Annotated in this window: 17 protein-coding genes and 1 pseudogene; 4 read left to right on the forward strand and 14 right to left on the reverse strand. The window is 48.0% G+C overall.

Going from position 1 to position 18,988, the window contains the following annotated elements; all coding sequences use genetic code 11:
- Positions 1-42: 42 nt before the first annotated feature.
- The 5 genes and pseudogenes from ACJHYW_RS09420 to ACJHYW_RS09440 all read right to left on the reverse strand — a co-directional run.
- A complete protein-coding gene (locus tag ACJHYW_RS09420; RefSeq protein ID WP_021573208.1) occupies positions 43-525 on the reverse strand; it encodes a DUF2514 domain-containing protein in 483 nt (160 codons plus the stop codon).
- Positions 522-1,151 (reverse strand): glycoside hydrolase family 19 protein, encoded by a 630-nt coding sequence (locus ACJHYW_RS09425; RefSeq protein WP_001531861.1) that lies wholly within the window; start codon positions 1,149-1,151, stop codon positions 522-524. Before ACJHYW_RS09425 ends, ACJHYW_RS09420 begins: the two co-directional genes overlap by 4 nt.
- A complete protein-coding gene (locus tag ACJHYW_RS09430; protein WP_001546697.1) occupies positions 1,141-1,449 on the reverse strand; it encodes a phage holin family protein in 309 nt (102 codons plus the stop codon). Before ACJHYW_RS09430 ends, ACJHYW_RS09425 begins: the two co-directional genes overlap by 11 nt.
- Positions 1,436-1,840, reverse strand: a complete 405-nt coding sequence (locus ACJHYW_RS09435) for a putative holin (RefSeq protein ID WP_001531863.1) — start codon at positions 1,838-1,840, stop codon at positions 1,436-1,438. Before ACJHYW_RS09435 ends, ACJHYW_RS09430 begins: the two co-directional genes overlap by 14 nt.
- Before the next feature lie 511 nt (positions 1,841-2,351).
- Positions 2,352-4,826: pseudogene (locus tag ACJHYW_RS09440) on the reverse strand (tail fiber domain-containing protein); the annotation flags it as partial.
- A 195-nt stretch (positions 4,827-5,021) separates the two neighbouring features.
- Between ACJHYW_RS09440 and ACJHYW_RS09445 the strand changes: the two are divergent.
- The 4 genes from ACJHYW_RS09445 (at position 5,022) to ACJHYW_RS09460 (ending at position 7,257) form a co-directional block, all read left to right on the forward strand.
- Positions 5,022-5,279: a hypothetical protein gene (locus tag ACJHYW_RS09445; protein WP_001188252.1), complete on the forward strand. Its 258-nt coding sequence runs from the start codon at positions 5,022-5,024 to the stop codon at positions 5,277-5,279.
- 317 nt (positions 5,280-5,596) lie between these two features.
- Positions 5,597-6,253, forward strand: coding sequence for an antA/AntB antirepressor family protein (locus ACJHYW_RS09450; protein WP_101918780.1), 657 nt, complete (start codon positions 5,597-5,599; stop codon positions 6,251-6,253).
- A 209-nt stretch (positions 6,254-6,462) separates the two neighbouring features.
- On the forward strand, positions 6,463-7,002 hold the full coding sequence (locus ACJHYW_RS09455; protein ID WP_000947646.1) for a DUF4760 domain-containing protein: 540 nt from the start codon (positions 6,463-6,465) through the stop codon (positions 7,000-7,002).
- Positions 7,003-7,095: 93 nt separating this feature from the next.
- Entirely contained in the window at positions 7,096-7,257 is a 162-nt protein-coding gene (locus ACJHYW_RS09460; RefSeq protein ID WP_343460926.1) for a transmembrane anchored protein, read from the forward strand.
- Positions 7,258-7,288: 31 nt separating this feature from the next.
- Here the strand turns inward: ACJHYW_RS09460 and ACJHYW_RS09465 are convergent, their stop codons facing one another.
- From ACJHYW_RS09465 to gp10, 9 genes are all read right to left on the reverse strand, one after another.
- The gene (locus ACJHYW_RS09465; RefSeq protein ID WP_001147904.1) at positions 7,289-7,585 is read right to left on the reverse strand and encodes a hypothetical protein; all 297 of its coding nucleotides are present in this window, start codon (positions 7,583-7,585) and stop codon (positions 7,289-7,291) included.
- 196 nt (positions 7,586-7,781) lie between these two features.
- Complete coding sequence (locus ACJHYW_RS09470; RefSeq protein WP_343460925.1) at positions 7,782-10,256, reverse strand: hypothetical protein; 2,475 nt, start codon at positions 10,254-10,256, stop codon at positions 7,782-7,784.
- A 5-nt stretch (positions 10,257-10,261) separates the two neighbouring features.
- Positions 10,262-12,064: a hypothetical protein gene (locus ACJHYW_RS09475; RefSeq protein ID WP_101918778.1), complete on the reverse strand. Its 1,803-nt coding sequence runs from the start codon at positions 12,062-12,064 to the stop codon at positions 10,262-10,264.
- On the reverse strand, positions 12,061-14,574 hold the full coding sequence (locus tag ACJHYW_RS09480; protein WP_262191344.1) for a hypothetical protein: 2,514 nt from the start codon (positions 14,572-14,574) through the stop codon (positions 12,061-12,063). Before ACJHYW_RS09480 ends, ACJHYW_RS09475 begins: the two co-directional genes overlap by 4 nt.
- Positions 14,574-15,119, reverse strand: coding sequence for a hypothetical protein (locus ACJHYW_RS09485; RefSeq protein WP_000332878.1), 546 nt, complete (start codon positions 15,117-15,119; stop codon positions 14,574-14,576). Before ACJHYW_RS09485 ends, ACJHYW_RS09480 begins: the two co-directional genes overlap by 1 nt.
- On the reverse strand, positions 15,119-15,583 hold the full coding sequence (locus tag ACJHYW_RS09490) for a hypothetical protein (protein ID WP_101918776.1): 465 nt from the start codon (positions 15,581-15,583) through the stop codon (positions 15,119-15,121). Before ACJHYW_RS09490 ends, ACJHYW_RS09485 begins: the two co-directional genes overlap by 1 nt.
- On the reverse strand, positions 15,583-18,054 hold the full coding sequence (locus ACJHYW_RS09495) for a hypothetical protein (protein ID WP_101918775.1): 2,472 nt from the start codon (positions 18,052-18,054) through the stop codon (positions 15,583-15,585). Before ACJHYW_RS09495 ends, ACJHYW_RS09490 begins: the two co-directional genes overlap by 1 nt.
- A complete protein-coding gene (locus ACJHYW_RS09500; RefSeq protein WP_089588954.1) occupies positions 18,054-18,659 on the reverse strand; it encodes a hypothetical protein in 606 nt (201 codons plus the stop codon). Before ACJHYW_RS09500 ends, ACJHYW_RS09495 begins: the two co-directional genes overlap by 1 nt.
- The gene (gp10, locus tag ACJHYW_RS09505) at positions 18,659-18,982 is read right to left on the reverse strand and encodes a capsid staple protein (protein ID WP_052905322.1); all 324 of its coding nucleotides are present in this window, start codon (positions 18,980-18,982) and stop codon (positions 18,659-18,661) included. Before gp10 ends, ACJHYW_RS09500 begins: the two co-directional genes overlap by 1 nt.
- Positions 18,983-18,988: the final 6 nt, after the last annotated feature.

An 18,988-nucleotide genomic window follows, 5' to 3' on the forward strand; every position in this document is an offset into this window, starting at 1 on the left:
TATATACCGTCACCGGAAATCAGTACCATGAAAAATGCCATGCTATCTGGTCAGGGTGTCGTACTGTTTTTCGCAGACTCTTCCGGCTTCGGCTGCCCGGTCAGCATACTCTGCCAGTTGTCTATTTCTCTCGAGAGATTTGCTGAACACGTCGGCAAGCAAAACTCCGGTGTCTGCGGCTGACGACCCAGCGCCGACAATGGCGTTATAGTGCCTGAGCTGCTCACGGATGGCAACGAGCTGTTGCTGCAACCGGCCAGCGCGAGCGGCAGCATCAAGAGCATCATTGCGCGCCTGGTCGATCCTCTGCTGCGCTTCACGTTCATTGATCGATTTCTCCTGTTCGTAGTGCTGACGAATTCTCTCATCTTCGGTTTTGCGGTCTTCTTTCGCCTGTGCATACCCAGCGTCGTACTGACGACTGCCGTGCACATTCCAGGCAACAACTCCTGATATGACCAGAACAGCAAGCACCGCCATGATAATCAACTGTTTACGGTATGCTTTTACGAATGACCAGATCATACAGCCAGCACCTTACTGGCAGTGACGTACCGCGCGCGCCGGTCGTCGATGCCATTCCTGCCACCATTGATAATCAGAGTTACACGTGCAATATCGCCGGTATACTTCATGCAACCTTTGCTGGAGAAGAACCACGCCGCGCTACGAGCCGCGTATTCGTCCTGCGCCAACAGTTCAGGATTCTCCAGCAGGTCCACTTTCAGGCCGTTTCCGCAATCACGATAGTTATTCAAACCGGTAATCTGGATAAGTCCGCGGCCACGGTAATTCCAGCCATCGCCTGGGGCATTGTTCCCCATGCGTTTGCTGTACACCAGATTGGCAATCGCTCGCTGGCGCTCGAGTGGCAATGGTGGTTCACCAGCATGGCGACCCAGCGCATTAGCCTGCCCCTGAGTGAGACGCCCAGCCCGAACGAAGTTAGCCAGTCCGCTGACACTGTAGTTGAAATTCTCCTGCAACCTGGTGAAGCCCCCAGACTCATGCCCGACTTGAGCAATAAACATTGCCTGATCTTCTGCTTTGCTGATACCAAACTCTTTCATCGCAGAAGTTATATGCGAGAACCAGCGTGCGGCCAGCGCCTCGCTAATACCAGCAGCTCGCTGGAATTGTTTAATCTCCATGTTTAGACCTCGATATTTTGAAAATCTGAACAACGTTACCGCGTGTTTTAATAACCGCGGCAAGCATGACAGCGTTGATAATGACCTCAGATAAATCCACAGCCATTGGCGTGCGTAACCAGATTGCATAGACGACACGAACAGGAATACTGGCCGCAGCAACAATAAGGAAATAAGCAAGCCACCCTCCCCATCTTCGATGTTGAGAGCCGTTACGCCGGAATGTGACAACGCGAATTGCTATGCCAGTACAAATAACTGCATTGGTGATAAGCAAAAAAAACTCATGCGTTACCATCGTCTTTTCTCCCCGGAATTAAATCGCGTGGATTGTCTGAACGGTGGTAGAGCCATATACCAATACGCACAGCGACAATTGCTGACACGAATGCGCCAGCAGAGAAAACAATCCCTTTTTCAAAAGAGTCCTGCGTGATGGTAGGGATCAGGCTGGCTATGCCGATAAGAATTGATGCTGCTGGTTTGTAGAAAAGAAGTCCACAGAGAAAGCTAAGCATCGATAAGAGTACGCGACGATGAATTGGGTACTCTACCGCAGAGGTAACAAAAATTACCGCACCAGCAAGAGCACCGAGCGCCACCTCTGGCGGAACGCCTACGATAACTGCAGCAAGAGAGCTCACACTAAGCCATTGATTTAAAGAATCAGTAGTTAGATGGGCTGACATAATGAACACCGTTTATTACGCATAACAATCTCCTTACTATTGAAGATTCACACATAATAAACCATTTAAGGATAATAGTTACCTCAAAACGCTGTATTTCTACCTTCTACGGCAATGAAAATTTCGTTCAGAAAATGGTCTAGTGTACCTCTCAGTCACAATTAAAGAAGAAAGAAGCCGAACTTACTTCGTAATAAGCAAGCCGGCTACTAAGATTAATCCTCAATATTTAGCTACTTTCAAGCATTGCAAGACGTGATTCTATTTTTTCGATTCTTCTACGCAAATAAGCTGACTCAAGCCATAAACACTGGTCAGTACGGATACCCCACCTATTTCCAGCCTTGCAAACCAGAGTTAGCTCTTCTGTTTCGTATTCTTCTTCCATCTCAATTTCGACGCCATCCACAACTTTAGTGATCATCCTTACCGCCATCACTGGCGCGTATTTATCATCCCATTCATCGTAACAGAGAAGGCCAAATCTGGTTCCATCAATCCCATGCGCGAGGAAAGTGTCTCTCACTTGTTGTGCTATAACACCAAAATGCCAGCGGGCACCATCTCCCTTTTCCCTGACGGCATCAAGCCAGCGAAAAGCTACAATCCTGATATCTCCCCATGCATCCAGAATTGCATCACCTTCATAACCACGAGACATATACAAGCTGAGCTCACTTGTACTAATCGGTTCACTTTTTTCTCTACCATCTGATGTGTTTATCGAACCGTTCGCAGAATAAACCTGTGCCCATCTAAATGATGGTGCACCAAGAGATTTGCTGTTATCAATAATTGGTGAAAAATTACCTTTAATGGCAATATTTCCAGAGTCGCCGAATATATTAATAACTGCAGAGTCATCACCATGGTTTTTTACGCTTAAGTTTCTTGATGAAATATTTATATCTTTGTTATATCCACTAACACTAATCCATCTTTTACCATCAATGTGATACCCGTAAATATTTCCGTCTGATTGTTCGTCAGGTGACTCTCTAAGAACAATAGCATCTGCTCCAGACGACCATTGTATTTTTGTATCTGTAGGCCTCCAGTTCTTTATAATGAACGAACCATCAGTAAACTCCGTTTTTATTTGTCTATTGTCTACAAATGCGTCTCTTGGTTTAAACTCACTTGTGTTAACTCTGCTCTGAAGATCAGAAGCAAAAAATCTAAGATTTCCTGTATAACCCTGAGTCTCGGTCAGGTTATACGCAATCATAATTCCATTTTCAAACTCAGATGATGTTATTTTAACATCACGGCAATCACCAAAAATGCAATTTCCTTTATCAAATGTTGTTTGAGCTTTGAATTTATCAAACCTTAAATTACGAACAGGGAAACCATCAACCTCTAATGCAAAGGATGCAGGAAGGCCAAAGTATTCTGATGGCTTACCTGATGTATGATCAAGAGTAGTGGCTACTGTATTCTCAAAAACAGTCCCGCTAAAATTATTACCAATTGACGGAAACCTGATTACACTTATTGTACCTTGTATTTCAGGAGAAATACCAGATAGTGTGATGTTAGTTCCATCAAATGATGCATCTGAATACGTATATACTGATTCACTGCCAGCAATTTTAAACTGTTTAACTGAAGTTATTCTCATCGACTTTTTATGTTTAAATGTCACTGAGCTTTCAGTATTACTTACAAGATCAATCTGAGGGCTATTCCTTATCGCGATTCCTGACTGGACATAAACGTTATTAAAGTGCGTTTTTTCAGGATTTCCCTTCATTGAAAGGCTCCCGTCATTTTCTGTCAGTAGTAGTCCTTTTACCCTCCAATAGCCGACAATCTGTACGTTATCAATAACTGAATCACAGCTATCGTATACATGCAACCCTATATCCCAGTTATCACCCAATGAATAAGAATCAGGGTTATTGTATCCTTCAATACCATTTTTACTTACCATTATTCTCAGATTGCGTAACTGTGATGCCCTGTTGATACTAACAGCTACGCTCATGGCTTTTGGTGTAGCAGGAGTAACACCTACAGAATCTTCATTCGTAAACTCAGTGAACTTACAAGATATCCCTTCAACAATTTTAACTGGCCTTTCATTAGAGATGTTAAAAAAATATTTGTTTTTTTCTCCATCACCAGTAAATACAAGATGGGTTCCTTTACTCCAACTTTTTAATAATCTTTCAGGCGCTGGTCTATATGTGTCCCAATAATCAATGCCATCACCAATTAATGACACTCCAGGAGGCACATCTATGTTCTTAGAAATCATCCATTTACCTGCAGGTATTCTAACGACACTTGCACCAGAATTTATCGCATTAATTAACCATTCAGACGCATCAACTTCAAAATTTAATGCAGCATATCTTTGCTCAAACGGAACAAAATCAAGAGCGTTAACGTTATCCCGCATCTTATCCTGGAACGTTCGGTATACTGCTCCAGAACCATACTGAATAAACCAACCAAAACCACCAACAACTCCGGCGATTGCAGCATCAACATAATTGCGCATTGATCGATTATTTACAGCATCCTGCTCAAGTGATGGATCTGCAAGGTTAGAAATTTTGTTTTGCTTTGCATCGTAATATTTTGCAAGCAGAGAGGGCTTCATCAATGCACGTCTGAACCACCCAAAACATCGCTGGATCAGCATCGTCAGGTAGTCAAATGCATCCTCATGAACTTCGGGGAAAAAATTTCCCTGATTGCGAAGATCAGTCTCCTGCACCACATCAAGCACACGCTCTATCGTGATTCTCCAGCCAGCAGCAAGCGGCGACGGAAGAACCACATAACCGCCACTATAAGTGCCCGCCCCTGTTACCGTATAACCGGTATCCAGAACCAATTCTGTTACGTTCCCGTTCAGGTCAGACACCTGAACAACCAGGTCGGATTTTTTGAAAATACGGAAGGTATACGGAAATGATGTCGTAGCTCCGTTACCGGTGTATTCGTTGTGGTCAACTTCGGTTGAGACCGTCATGTTAAATCTCCAGATAGTCGCAGCACCCGTTGCGCCGCATATCTGGTTATTCTATTACCTTAAAAACCACATATGGATAGAAAGACTATAAATACCAATAGATATTACCTTTCGGGTAATTTGCAAAACGTGCTGGATAGCAAACAAATTATTTGATACTGTATAAATATACAGTTATTGCATGGAGAAGATAAGATGCAGCAGTATCACTATCCACTGGAAGACGGATTTACCGAAAGGATTCACACGCCGGGAGGCGTCAGGTCACTGGTGGAGGGATCGCACTTGATGAAATTACTCCGGGATCTCGATAAGGATGGATTTAATGTCGATGGCCCACTTGCCGAACTGACTGCACTGATTAACTACGTCACCAGCTCACAGATGTCTATGCAGGATCTGCAAACACATCTCGACTATTGTGCCGAACAATTACGAAAACAAACCAGATAAGGTTTGCAATTACCAAGTGGAGTGCTTATGTTTACCTTTGAGGTAAATTTACATCGCACTCCTCTTGTGCCATAGTAATCGGGCACTGGCAAAATCCAGTGCCGGGATTGGTCTCCCGGATTACTAAGTGGCGCATACCACGCCAGACGTGGTTTTTTTATGCGTATAGCACAGTCATGCCAGAATTATGGTGGGCTGAATGGGGGTCCGAAAGGACGCCGGTACCACTTAGGCCGGTAAGACCAACTCCGTTCAGTTCACCACCATCTGATTGGTCTCAGCGGTGGTGATGTAATTCGCTAAGTGGAGACACCATCATGAACGCTCAACTCATCCCCGTATTCAACGGCACTATATCTAACGAAACAGCCCTACTTTGTAATGCCCGCGATCTGCACGCTTTTTTAGGTGTTAAAAAGGTGTTTGCAGCATGGATTACAAATCGCATATCAGAATACGAATTCATTGAAAATCAAGACTATATTTTGCTTTCCAATTTGGGAAAGCAAACATCTGGTAGAGGCGGCCACAACCGCAAAGAGTACCACCTCACCCTTGATACAGCCAAAGAGCTGGCGATGGTCGAGCGTAACGAAAAAGGTCGCCAGGTGCGACGCTACTTCATTGAATGCGAGAAACGTTTAAGACAACAAGAAACAAAAGTGGAGAAGGTCTTGTCAGGCTTCATGCCCGCCATAATGGAGGCGATCAAGCTGGAAGACAAAAAAGAATACAGCGCCCCACTGAAGCCCGGCTACCGCAGCCTGATTCATTCGCCGTCTGGTGTTCTCGGCCTGACGGAGAACTCACTGCTGATGAATCTGCTGAACCAGTTACAGGACGACGGGCACGATGTATCGAGCGCGGCAGCGGAGCTGACCACCATGTTCTGCTACATCGTCGGTGTGAGCAAATGCCTGCGTGATATCCAGACGCACGCGGAGTACATCAACGACAAAGCAGGGTTCTTCTGACGGGCGGCGGCACAGGGATGTGCCTTTAAATAATTCTGTACAGATTGCAGGTGAATAGCTTACTATTACCTCACGGGTGATCCATAGCGATTAGGCACCGATACAGGAGGAGCCCACATGAGAAAATTTGACGAGTACGAAGGCGTTTAACATTCGGATAGTTTAATGACGGGGCCATTAGGCCCCGTTTTCATGTCTGGAGACAGTTTGTGTTAAGTGAAGAAATGCAATTTGCCATGGCTGTGGCTCAAATCGTAAGTGCAGTCGCGGTTTCGCTTGGCTTGTTCATAGCTATCGCTACTATTATTTATAATGTAAATACAGCGAGAAAAGTACACACTTCAGTATTCCTTGGTGAAAGCAGGTTTGATGTAGATTATAAGAAAGGCCTATCTACTATGCGCCGCATTCACGAATCGAACAAATCATTCCGCTCTTATATGTATCCAAGCAATGGACAGGCTGATCTTACGGATGAAGAAAAGACAGAGAAGAGAGAAATAATTTACTGTCTAGGTTTCTACGAACGCATGGCTGTGAGCGTGAAGCGGAAAACTTATGATGAGACCATGATTAAGGAAGTATTTTACAGCTCCGTTGTAAATAACTATCAGATTGCGCTACCTCTTATACAAGCCATTAGAGAAAAAGAAAACATAAACACATATTTTAAAGAATATGAATGGTTGGCCACACGATGGAAGGATTGTCCATTGAAGGATAAATCCCCGTGGTACAAGTTTTGGTAAGCCCGCAGCGCGGGCTTTTTTGTGGACGAAACAAAAGTCAGTGCTACACTCATTGACGCCACATTGAGGTGGCTTATAGATGGAAATTTCACAATGAAAAAAGCATTTGCTGCACTGTTCATTTTGTTGTCTCTGGTAGCTTCAACTCAGGCCTTTGCCGGTCGTTGTCAGCACGACAGCGATACTGCCGCTGACGGCTCCCGCTGCGGTGGGCGTTCTGCGGATTCCCGCCCGGGTGGCGGTGGCATTCGTTAAAAACAAGGCCGCGAAAGCGGCCTGTGACATGTCACGTCCCTTTTCTGAATGATAGCCATTCGAAAAATGATGACATTCCACCGCAGACAATAGCAAAGATGATCCCACCAAAGAAGAGAAGGCCAGCCTGCCACCACTCCCACCGCCATACATCCACAGCGCCAACCATACCAACAATCGCTCCAACAAATGGAATATAGCTCACGATGAAAGCAATGGGGGCTGCAATTATCCAGTGCAATCCCCACCATGATTCAAGCCCAGCCATAATTGCTGCCAACTGAAAAAGACCAACGACGATATAAACAATGAATCCTATAGCTTGCATGTAGTCACCTAATTTACCCAGTAAAAATAAGAGGCCTCCCCTCAATAAGGCTTGCAACAAGAACTACTCCCTGCACAACAAAGATGAACCAGCAAATAGCTTGAGTCTGAGGGTTAAGAAAATATTTGTAGCGGTCAATAAATAACAATCCACCAGAAATTATCACACTCAAAATAATTAAAAACACAACACTTCCTTATTGCGGAGTGACATCCTGTGGTCGCCACCAGTATGTCTGGTTAAACTCTTTCTTCGAACGTTGCTCCATTTTACGCAAATAACCTGGTGAAAAATACTCCTGCATCTGGTTAAAGATCATGTGATCGAGAGCCGCCTTTAAGTACCAGAGATTCGCACCTGGCATCAGACCTTTCCCCAGCTTAACCAGATCACCACCAGTCTGCTCATTCTTCCCTTCCACAGCATTTAACGGTATGCCCTGAGCAATCTTCACTACGTCATCAACCAGACCAGCTACCGGTCCAAGCATCGACGCCAGCGCGCCGCTTCCGTACCTAGTGTGATCTGACAATAAAAAGTCACCGTAAAGGCCAAGACCACCACCTTTCAGTAGAGCACCAAGCCAAAATTTAGCAGCATCTTCTCCTGTCATCTCGCGAGGATTACGACCAGACGCAAGGTCGTTAAGTTGCTGCGACAAAGCGCCAAGAATGGTCGTACTGGCAATAAACGTCGCAATATATGCCGCACGCCCGCCAGCCGACGGCATACCCATAGCGCGTGACCAGTGACGCATAACCACCGAGATAGGGAACGATTTAAACAGGAAAACACTTCTCGTTAATTCACCTTTCCATGTTCCACGCTGAATACCAGAACCGGTTATCAGTTGCTCACGTGCACCCGGTGTAATAACAGCCATATCAACTTCTTCAGTTACGGCACCGAGCAGTTTACGCATTGCCTCAAATTTCACGCGTTCAGGCTCACCAAGATGTTTAACTGCTGAATCAGGGATACGCATAATGCTTTCCGGTGTCAGCATCGTATTATTACCGTTCCCCCAGTCCTCCTGTTGCGCCAGCTTCCATACGCTCCAGTCTGTGTCAGTAATCCCTTTGCTTTTCAGGATACGAAAATCAGAGTCATCGAGGCTACGAAGGTCTGGTGTCCGTGACACTACTTCTCCCAGGCTTCCCATCATGGTTACGCCATAGGCGCGCTTGTGCGCATCTGACCATGCTGTAAGCCCACTGGCACGCATTACCGCCGTTGCCGCCCAACGAGGCACAGACGGCCCCATATTATCCATCGCCCAGCGGTTAACACTGCCAAGTAGAGATTCCATCGCCAGACCAGCGCGGCGCGCCCGCGCAAGCTCAGTACGGTTCGTTGGGTCCATAGCTTCAAGCTGGTTGCGGAATAACTGGTTCATTGGAAGGTTGGTAACCTTCGCAGACAGATACATGGTTCCAAGATCAGAGAACGATGACAGCAACGCGGATCCGAGTCTGCTGGCAACCAGCCAGTTGCGGATATTGTCAGACCATCGCGCGATGTGCGGATTCGCTACAGGCTGTGTCTTTCCGGAAATAAAGTTGTACAGATTCTCTGTGTTGTTCGCCAGCCGCTCGACTTTACCGGTTTTACTCGGGTTAGCTGTTGCCGTTTCTGCCTTCACCTGATCAAGAAGAGAGCGGAAAACATGATCGGGGTTTGGGCCATATGTTTCCACCAGTGCAATATCTTTACTGATACCTTCCAGGTGACCGACCATGATTTCCCATAGAGAGCGATCGCCATAAAGTTGCTGATATTGCAGATAGGAATCTGCATCTTTGAAATGTATCTGTCGTGATGCATTACCACGGTTAGCACGTGCTCCGGAAATTCGCATTCCGGTGTCAGTAAGCTTATTCAGCCCACCAGTAGCGATCGTGTTATAAGCCTCTCCAAGAAATGCAGACAACTCGGCATCGTTCATCAGTTGTCCATCGGCTCGGGTATAATATTTGCGATCCAGCTTACCTATAACATCGCTAACCCATTTATCTTTTGATACCGCCCCAACCTTTTCCATAGAATGATGTTGAGGGATCCCCCAGTTTTCGAGATAGCCAATGTCCCCACCAGCATCATTAAACCGGCGGCGAAGTAGATCTGTCACTTCTCTCCACGCCTTAGCACCTTTTCTTGCTTTAGCATTGCCAGTATTTTGCCCTCGCATTTCATATACCAGGTCACGCACGCCCGCTTCATCTTCAAACAGGCCAAAAAAGCGAGGATCAACTGCTTCAAATGCCTCCTGCAATTGACTCAATGCATAATCACGAGTGGCTTTTGTTCTGGATTCAACAGAGAGGAAATTCGATTTACCGTCTGCATTAAAAGCAATAGTACGGTTAAGAGCGCCAAGTTTCCCATCAGCCCCTTGATAGTTATTGATAAATTTATCCAATCTCTGACGTGCGGCTATAGTGAGGGCCACACGACGTTTCTTTAATGCCGCTTCTCGCTGTAATTCTTCAGATGCCAATTGTGCTGCACGATACAACCGTTCTGATTCGGAAAGTTGTCGCCACGACATCGGGTCATCACGAGCAATGGAGCGCATATTTCGATAAATGCGGTCTTCAATGTTCTGTATTTCTCGCGCCGTTAACGTGCGCTGCGCCGCCTGCTGGACCGCTTGTATACATTCCTGTCTCATTTAATTTAACCTCTCAAGAAACACGCCACAGCAACATCAAACAGGCTGGAATCCTGTATTGCCTGCTCACTTTCCCTGTTCGCTTCATCCAGTACTTCACGCGCACTGCGCGATTGTGGATTACCATCATCATCCAGCACGGTGATTATCATGTCCGGAGATTCAAGCAGCGAGTCTTCAGCTATACGCAGATCAATATCTCCTGCCGGATCTGCCATCATTTTTTGTTCTGTCTGTTGCAATATATTACCGGGCTCAAAAGGAGCTACTTCGTCTGGCGTCCTGACCTCTGCTGTTTTATAGAATGAAACAGCCTGAGCATTAAGTTCACTTTCTGCCTGCTGTCGCCGTGCCAGTTCTGCTCGAGCTTCAAAAAACTGACCTCCAGGCTCGTGCGGCGCCAACGCGTTACGGGAAAATTCCAGGCGTTCTTGTGCCTGCCGGATTCGTTGGTCAATATCGCGAAGTCTGACCTGTTTATCTGATCGAGCACGAGACAAAGATTTACCGCTACCGGTTGGCTCTTCTGCAAGAATTTGTGCGCGCTGTTCAGTGAGATTTTCAATAATTCGTTGGCTATTAGCGATTTCAGACTGGTAAACCTGTCTATCGCCACGCGGCAAAAGCTGCGCGGCCTGTTCTTCAAGCAACCGATTTTCTATAGCGCGCGCCGTTACTCCATCATCTACAGATGACAGAGCCTCATTAACTGCCTGAGACAGCAGACTCTTGCGCCCAGGAATTTCACTGAAAGATGCAGACTCAACAATGCTGGCAACGTCTACAGGTCTCCCCTGGCTAACATCAGACATAGCTTTTCGCAGAGCCTGAATGTGAGAATTGCGCGAAAGCACGTTGATCGGCACGCCGGGCGCAATATCAATTTCAGCATGATGAGCGGCATTCGCCGCCAGTGCAGCATCAACATCAACTGGTGAAAAATTTGGTGCGCTTGTAGACTCGCCGCGAGAGTTAATAAATCTGCCGACTCCACCAAAAGCCACCCCAAGAACAGCATCAATAGCAATTGCCTGTCGATCCAACACATCATACTGGTTAGCCATTTCGCTATAGCCACCATCACGAAGCGTTTTTGCAGTAAGCCCGCGCTGTGCCATACCGAACGCAATATTTGTACCTGCGGCATAGGCAATATCTGGCGTTGCACGTACTGCTGTTGCCGCGGCGCGTCGCACTGAACTTTCACCCGTCCGCGCAAGCTGAGCCGCCACACCTTCCGCTAGCGCACCACCAGCACGTAACCCGAGACTCATAGGGATCAGTGTTCCGGCACCAGCAGTAATACCCTGCACTAATCCCGCTTCCTGCGCCGTCCTGAAATCAACCCCCTGCGCTGTCAGTCGTTCAAACTCAGAAAAACCCTGTAGCGAAGTTACCGCCGCAGCACCTCCGACCGGACCACCGAGCGTTGTACCTACAACAGCCTGCCCGCCCATATCGAACAACCCATAAAGAACCTGCCCTGCGGTTCCGGTTGTCGCGGCATCAGGCGTCAGACGCTTAACCTGCTGCTCTGCTAGTTTTCTCTGCTCGGCAATGTATGAAACTGAAGTGTCATTGAGCGAGGTGTTTTCGTTAACAAACTGGGCAATCGGGGATACGATTTTATCCATCCCTGCCCATAGCAACTGATCTGGCTTTGCCACCAGCCCGGAGTACAAACCAGACAATGCCGCCCCTACAGCATTGTCGAAAAAACCAACATCGCTGTTAAAGCCAGCTGGATTTGATGCTGCTTCGTCAAGCTGCTGATTCTGGTTTACTGGATTAAGGCCAAAGTAACTCATTGCGGAATATCTCCGGAGAATCTCTGACGCTTCTGTGTCAGATCAAGAACAACAGGAGAACCATCATCCTTCAGCAGATATCCAGTCCCAAGTTTTACCAGGTACTGACTATCGCCGTAACTTTGCAAACCATACTGACCAGGCGGTGTTTTTATCCCTGTGCCGACAACTTGTTCATTCCAAGCCTGATTAACCTGCTTATCGAATTGCTCTGCAGACATTCCCCACGGCAAAAGAACATTCCCCATTCCGTTATAGTCATGCAAGCCACCTGTAGCTACGTTAACAGCCTGTTTCCAGATATCATTGTCAATTTCGCCTGATACCACGCCTTTTTTCGCCATCACACCAGCGTAATAGTCCTTTGCGATCTCGTATGCCATTGATGCCCCCTGAGCATCACCAGCAAATGCATCCTTCACCATGTCAGAAAACTCAAGGCGAAGATCAGCATCTTTAGGCATCGGAATACCTTTCGCGTCATCAGTACCCTTACGAGCCGCCGCACCAGCAAGAATTGTCTGCGCTGCGGTTTCAGGAGACACGGAAACATCAGGATTAAACCAGTTTTTTTCTGCCAAAATACCACCAGGCTTATCCATCAGTATCCCGGCAACGGCAGCAGATGGAGCGTTGGCACTGATCTGCTGTAGTGCTGACATATACACCTGCCCACCACCAGTGCTCTGCCTGATGGTATCGAGATATGCTGCCTGTTGGGAAACTGGCGCATCACGAAAGAAAACACCGATCTGATTGGCCTCGTCTTTGGAAAAGAACGTCAGTGGAGTGCCATATGACTTAGCAAGGTCACTGACCTGAGCGGCACGCAAGGCAACGCTCTGTCCAAAGTTATCCTTATTGCTCATGTCGATAGGCTTTGCCTGTCCGGCGGCAAGAGAGAACTGCACAGGATCCGATTGCCGCTGCTTTATCACCTGATTTGCAGCCGAAACAACGTTGTCATAAAGAGCTGCGCGTGCCGCATACCCCTCCCCTGTCTCACCAGTATCCGGGCGTAATTGCTCAACATATGCTGTAATGCTGCTTGTCGGCATATTGCGGAAAGAGCCTATATACTGTCCGGCGATCTGCGTATTTCTGAACTCGGTATATCGCAGGTTTCCTTCTCTGACGCCATAAGCTGCAATAAAATCAGCCTCACCAGGTGGGTTAGGAAATTCAACGCCACGCATATACGCAGCCGTCGCATCGCGAACCTGGCTGTCAATCATCGTTTTATATTCAGCCTGCTGCTGCCGACGAAGTTGATCCGCCTGTCGCATAAAACTTGCCTGCGCCTCAGGAGATGCCGCATCGAATGCTGCATTACCGGTATAGCGTTTAGTGTTGGTTGGAATTGTTAATAAACCAAGTGCTGCACTGACACCAGCAGTTAACTGCTGATCACTGTATGGCTGGCTACCGTTCTCATGATGGATAATGGCTGCACAAAGCGCCTTCAGGGTATCAGGATTAGATGCATCGAGAGGCTCATCAGCAGAAACGCCAAGTTGTTCGCACACTGCTTTGATATACGACATAGTGTCATTTTTATCAGCAGGCGGTGCCCAGCGATTAATTATCTCGCTGACGGTATCAATACCCTGCCTCTGATACGACATCAGGTTCCGCCCTAATGCACGAATCCCGTGTTCAGGTGTTTCGAATTTAGCAAATCGACCATCATCACCGGTCTGGCCTACCCACGGATTAGTTTTGCTGTATTCGAGATTTCCTGGGTTATTGTTGCGTATGCCACGGGCACGCTCGGAAGAGTCACTATCTGCTACAGCACGGCGAGCTCCAGCAGCAGTATCACTTAACTCGCCATTACTTTGGATGAATGCGGTCGCATTGTTTGCCGACCACTGGGACAATGCAGCATCAGCAACCTTCTCTTTAAACTCGATTTTCTTGGCCTGGATTTGCTCGTTGCTCCAGCCATGTGCAACACCGTACTCCTCAATTTGCTGGAAAGTTTGTTTGTTAGCCAATACGTATGCGGCGTTGTCGCCATACAATGCTGCGGCATTTTTACCATTGTTCAGCAGTGTCGCCTGAAACTGGCCTTCTTCGTAGGCATTAATTTGCCCTATCTCGTGTCGCCCGGCCTGCGTAGTGAACTGAATGCGCTGCTGCTGCGCCTGCTGCATGAAAGCATTACGAGCCTGTTCATCCGGCAGCGACATAGCCAGTTGTTCGACCTGAGCATCAAACTGCTGCGTATACTCATGGCCTTTTCCAATAGCATTTTTCCCTTTCAGGTTAAGCAATCCTGTTTCAGGATTATTCAGCAGATCGCTGCTTATCTGACTGAGGTTAAGAGATGCCTCCTGAGCCAGAGCGATATTGGCACGCTGTTTTGCCTGCCCCAAAACATCAATTGCCTCTGTCCCTGCCCGAACAAAAGCATCACCAATACCTTGCTGAGAAAACGTCTGCAAGCCTGCTGACTGAACTCCACGACTCTCAACCTGACGTCCGGATACTGTTGGTACGACTGGCATTATAATCCTCCGGGTAATCTGGTTCCTGCTGCTGCCCCGATTGGCGCAGGAGTGCTTTGAGTAAACGGACTCCACGTCCCACCAAACATCTGGTACGCACCGTATGCCTTCAGAGGCGCAGTGAGCAATGTTGTTGCTGCTCCCACATTCCCCTGTTTACGGGCTGAACTGGCTTCTGCTTTATAGTTGGCAGCCTGAACCTGATAACCGTAAGCCTCGCGTTGCGCGTTATTCACCGTCGTCAGCGAATCAAGAGCGCCAAACTGGGCAGTGTCGCCAAATATATCCAGCGCGTTACCTGTAGATAAATCAGCGCCGGTAGCCCCCATTGTCGCCGCCTGTGTACCAAGCCGCTGTCGGGTCTCTCTGCGTCGTTGCTCAGCTTCAGCGTTACCTCTGTTTATTGCATCATTTGCCTGAGCTGTGGCTATATCTGCGTTCGCTTCTGCAACCTTCGAGGCATACTTTCCCTGTTGGTACTGGGTGTATGCCTGAATGCCACTCATGGCGAGCATTGCGCCACCAGCAATAACCGGATCGCACATTATTTTCTCTCCATGTGAAATCTGTGGAAATTAAGACCAAGAGCACCATAAGGCGCGGCTTCTTCAAGCCTGAATCCAAGCCAGTGCAGCCATGCTTTGGCAACATGGTTTCGCTCGTCGACGTAGTTTTCCAGGCGCGGATAAACTGCCAGCATCTGCTGCAATACAGGGCGGCAGTGGCGCAGAAATGTCTTCTGATATTTTTCAATACGGCTGGTTCCTACCAGCCAGGGCGTACCATTGCCACCGATCATTGACGCCGGAGATACACCAAACATGGTTACCAGTTCTCCGTTCGCGAACCCTGACCAGGCCATAGTCGCAGTGCGAAGACCAACGCGCAGCGCATCTTCGGTAGTCATCAGCGATACCGCATACAGTTCGTCAATATCAGCCTGACGAACATCCGGCAAAATCATCTGAAGATGCTCTTCGGTAGCGGGAGTAACTTGAACATCGATCATCAGAATCCCCCAACAGTAAGGCGAGGAATAACGGCAAGAACAGACAGCGGCAACGGATCAAGCTGACGGATTTTTACACGTCCGTTTTTGCCCCAGTTACTGTCCAGTTTCACTTCTACTTTTCCGGTAGCATCATCAACAGGATCATCGTAGAACTCGAATTCACGCTGTGGATATTCGTACCATTTACCGCCGGGCGTAGTCGCCCAGATGCCGCGACTGGCATTCACAACCAGAGTAACGGAGGGGATCACCTGTTTTTTGTCCAGCAGCGTTTCCTGTCCGTTAATGTTGATATCCAGTGTTTCGAATTCAGCAGTTATTGGCAGGCCGATGTGCACTACAGCCCCCGGAGATTCCAGCGTGACGGCACCTCCGGAAACCACTTTCTGTGGTTCCACATTCGCATCAGAGAGAATGTTTACGGTCTGGCCTTCAAGATGAGACAGGCCTCCAAATGTCCGGCGCGCCATCTGCCAGTTCGTGGTGGCCACATTCCTGAGGGATGGCGGGACGTTCCTGTTAGCACGAACCACTACAGCGGTATTGCTGGTTACAGAAATAATGTCGCAACGTAATTCTTTTGACACTTCATCGCCAGTATCAGGATCAGTTCCGGTATAAGGGAACTGTAGTTGAGCACCGACATCACTACTGGTGAAGTACGCACCACCAGAAATACTGATTGTATATTCCGCGCGGTAATCCCATTCGCCAGAACCACCAGTGATGGTCATCGTTCTGTCAGACGTATTTCTTCCATCATAGCTAAGGCCAGAATCAACAAAGAAAGCATCTTCATCGCTGGTAAATAAACGGCTGGACAGCCGCTCGATGTATCTCACTGTTTGCCCGTTAACGGTTCGGTTAACGACGAAATACACCGCATCTTCATTGCCTTCGCTGATACTGCATGTGCTTTCATATTTTCCGGTACTGGATTGTGGTGCCCATGCAAAAACCTGCTGATCACGCAAATAGGTCATCACCAGTAATTTACCGTCATCACGAATGCAGAAGGCGCTGGAGTAAGGGACAATAGAGAAGCACCAGTCAACAATGCTGTGCTTCTGAAAAAGATGATTGGCAAGGATGGTCAGGTCGTTCCCCTGATAGCCGTCAACATCGAATGAGTAGGCCAGATCACGGACAACACTGCCTTTCTCCTGGACGAACAGAGCAATATTCGCCACGGCAATTGGTGGGACGTTGCTTGAGCCATTTGATCCCTGAGAGCTGAATGCAAATGATGATGGGGTTAACACTTTGTTCTGGTCGCCGGTGATGACGTACTCACCTCCGGAAGTCAGCGCCACCAGCGAACCAACATCAATCAGGTGGCGGATCTCATTAACCTGACGCCCGGCATAGGTGTAGATAATTCTGTCGTCATCCTGCGTAGGATTGCTTTTGCCAAAATCCTTATAATCCCCAGTACGGCTGGCCCAGATAGTCTGAGGGAACGCAGTCGATGCGGCGAAGTAAAGACGTTGTTGATAATAAACAACAGTGCCAGGATAACCATTAACACTGTTCCAGGCATATTTAGCCCATTTATAGCTGGCATTATCCTCGCCAACGACCTGCGAAGGGATATAGGAAATCACCTCAGCAGTTGCAGTAGTGCCATTTACAGCAGTTATACGGGCAATGCCAAAACCACTGTGCAGATACTCCCACTCAATGCCAGTATCATCATCACCGGATCCGCCCCAGCCATCCCATGATGTGCCTTCTGTATGCGAAGGGCGCAAAGTGCCTGTTTTGCCTGCTGTAACGGCGCGATAGTAGTTACTGTCTGCACGGCGAATATCGCCAATCGACGTACTCTTACTGGTTTCCCATACCGGCACAGAATCCACTGCAGGCTGTTCCAGATAGAACAATTTGCCTACCTGCTCCGCGCCAAAAATAGAGGCGCTTGCCGTTAACGTAATTGTCCCGGTGCTGGCGCTGGCATAAACCGTCACTGACTCGTCAATATTGATATCTTCAAATGGCCCGTTCTTCGTTACCACATCAACCAGTTGCCAGTTGTCATGCGCATAGCGGCGCAGCTCTTTCGGCGGGTATGCCGGGTGAACCAACGTAAGCACGTCGGCGCTTTGCGTGAATTTAATTCGGAACAGATCGGCTTCAGTATATGGCGTGGCAATTTCATAAATAACATTGCTGCTGTTCAGCACCAACGCACCATCTTTGATAACGCGCATGTACTGGTGTCCGAATTCCAGAGCATAAGTCTGAACCGTCGAGAACTGGAACGGGATCAGGCGGCATTTCCGATTTGGGTATTTGGCGGCACCGACAAAACGCGTACCAGGTCGATTCTCAACGCCACCATACTGCCGCACGATAAAGTTATCGCACTTGCGCAATGCCACCTGGTACTTCGCCATGTCAATACGACCGTACAACGACGGTCCAATCTCACCACCGGCAAAGCTGGGCTGGATCCAACTGATAGCCATCAGGACAACCTCGCAATGGTAAACTCGTCAACCGGTGGCTGTGGTTCCTGTGATTCATTCTGGCTATGCGAGCCAGCACTAAGAATCACGCGATTGTACATATTGAGGGCAAACGTACCGAGGTCTGCATTCCCAGTCAGCGCCATGTTAATAGCTGCCGCAAGACGCCAGGCCAACGCCTCCATAAAAATGGCATCAAACATGTTCACATCTGAAACGCGAGAGACATACTTGAGCCATGCCTGCGGCTGGTCTGTGTAGATCAACTTTCCTGTTCCGTTGGTGTCTGCACCAACTTCGTACTGAACGCGCATTGCTGCTGTTGGATTGCGTACACCAGGAAGCATAATTTCAGTAATGCGCAGACAATCGGACGGGTACTGGTACGCATATTCCCAGTCAGGCGGTGGATTGCTCGTATCTGCAAGCGCCTCGCGTTTGGTAGCAAAGTTCCAGTCAAAATCAGAAAGCACAGCATCACGGCAGGCCTCAAAGTGCAGCGAACATTCCCCCGCTTCCTTGCTAGCTTCCGTCAGGCTGTTAATGCTGCGGCTATTGCCAATATTGGACAGCGCGCGATTGCAGATCTCTACTACAGAGGCCATTACTCCCCCCCATTGCCGTACAGAGTTTCAGCCGCTGATTTTCCTACATCACCGGAAACAGGAGCGATAGCCATATCAGTGATCTGCAGATCGGCGCTGCGATTAACACCATCGTCAGTTTCTCTGGCAGACAGCCCTCGAATAACAGCCTTTGCAGTTATCATCACTTCTGTTCCGACGCCCTGAGGTTGCGCCTTCAGCTTATTCAATGTGTCGTTATTCAGCGTGATGCACAGCCCCCACGGGTATTCATCGCGAGTTCTGGTTTCTCCGCTCTCATCCTGGTAGCTGTCAGTGCCTGTTTTGAGGTTTACGAGTTCCATATACAC

Source organism: Escherichia sp. WS3063, assembly GCF_046486595.1.
GTDB lineage: Bacteria > Pseudomonadota > Gammaproteobacteria > Enterobacterales > Enterobacteriaceae > Escherichia > Escherichia coli.

Coding starts and splice junctions, on each gene's coding strand:
- ACJHYW_RS09430 (WP_001546697.1), bottom strand. CDS start 1,449: ATGGTAACGCATGAGTTTTTTTTGCTTATCACCAATGCAGTTATTTGT.
- ACJHYW_RS09465 (WP_001147904.1), bottom strand. CDS start 7,585: ATGCAAGCTATAGGATTCATTGTTTATATCGTCGTTGGTCTTTTTCAG.
- ACJHYW_RS09495 (WP_101918775.1), bottom strand. CDS start 18,054: ATGGCTATCAGTTGGATCCAGCCCAGCTTTGCCGGTGGTGAGATTGGA.
- ACJHYW_RS09500 (WP_089588954.1), bottom strand. CDS start 18,659: ATGGCCTCTGTAGTAGAGATCTGCAATCGCGCGCTGTCCAATATTGGC.
- ACJHYW_RS09425 (WP_001531861.1), bottom strand. CDS start 1,151: ATGGAGATTAAACAATTCCAGCGAGCTGCTGGTATTAGCGAGGCGCTG.
- ACJHYW_RS09470 (WP_343460925.1), bottom strand. CDS start 10,256: ATGAGACAGGAATGTATACAAGCGGTCCAGCAGGCGGCGCAGCGCACG.
- ACJHYW_RS09450 (WP_101918780.1), top strand. CDS start 5,597: ATGAACGCTCAACTCATCCCCGTATTCAACGGCACTATATCTAACGAA.
- gp10 (WP_052905322.1), bottom strand. CDS start 18,982: ATGGAACTCGTAAACCTCAAAACAGGCACTGACAGCTACCAGGATGAG.
- ACJHYW_RS09475 (WP_101918778.1), bottom strand. CDS start 12,064: ATGAGTTACTTTGGCCTTAATCCAGTAAACCAGAATCAGCAGCTTGAC.
- ACJHYW_RS09485 (WP_000332878.1), bottom strand. CDS start 15,119: ATGTGCGATCCGGTTATTGCTGGTGGCGCAATGCTCGCCATGAGTGGC.
- ACJHYW_RS09445 (WP_001188252.1), top strand. CDS start 5,022: ATGCAGCAGTATCACTATCCACTGGAAGACGGATTTACCGAAAGGATT.
- ACJHYW_RS09460 (WP_343460926.1), top strand. CDS start 7,096: ATGAAAAAAGCATTTGCTGCACTGTTCATTTTGTTGTCTCTGGTAGCT.
- ACJHYW_RS09435 (WP_001531863.1), bottom strand. CDS start 1,840: ATGTCAGCCCATCTAACTACTGATTCTTTAAATCAATGGCTTAGTGTG.
- ACJHYW_RS09420 (WP_021573208.1), bottom strand. CDS start 525: ATGATCTGGTCATTCGTAAAAGCATACCGTAAACAGTTGATTATCATG.
- ACJHYW_RS09490 (WP_101918776.1), bottom strand. CDS start 15,583: ATGATCGATGTTCAAGTTACTCCCGCTACCGAAGAGCATCTTCAGATG.
- ACJHYW_RS09480 (WP_262191344.1), bottom strand. CDS start 14,574: ATGCCAGTCGTACCAACAGTATCCGGACGTCAGGTTGAGAGTCGTGGA.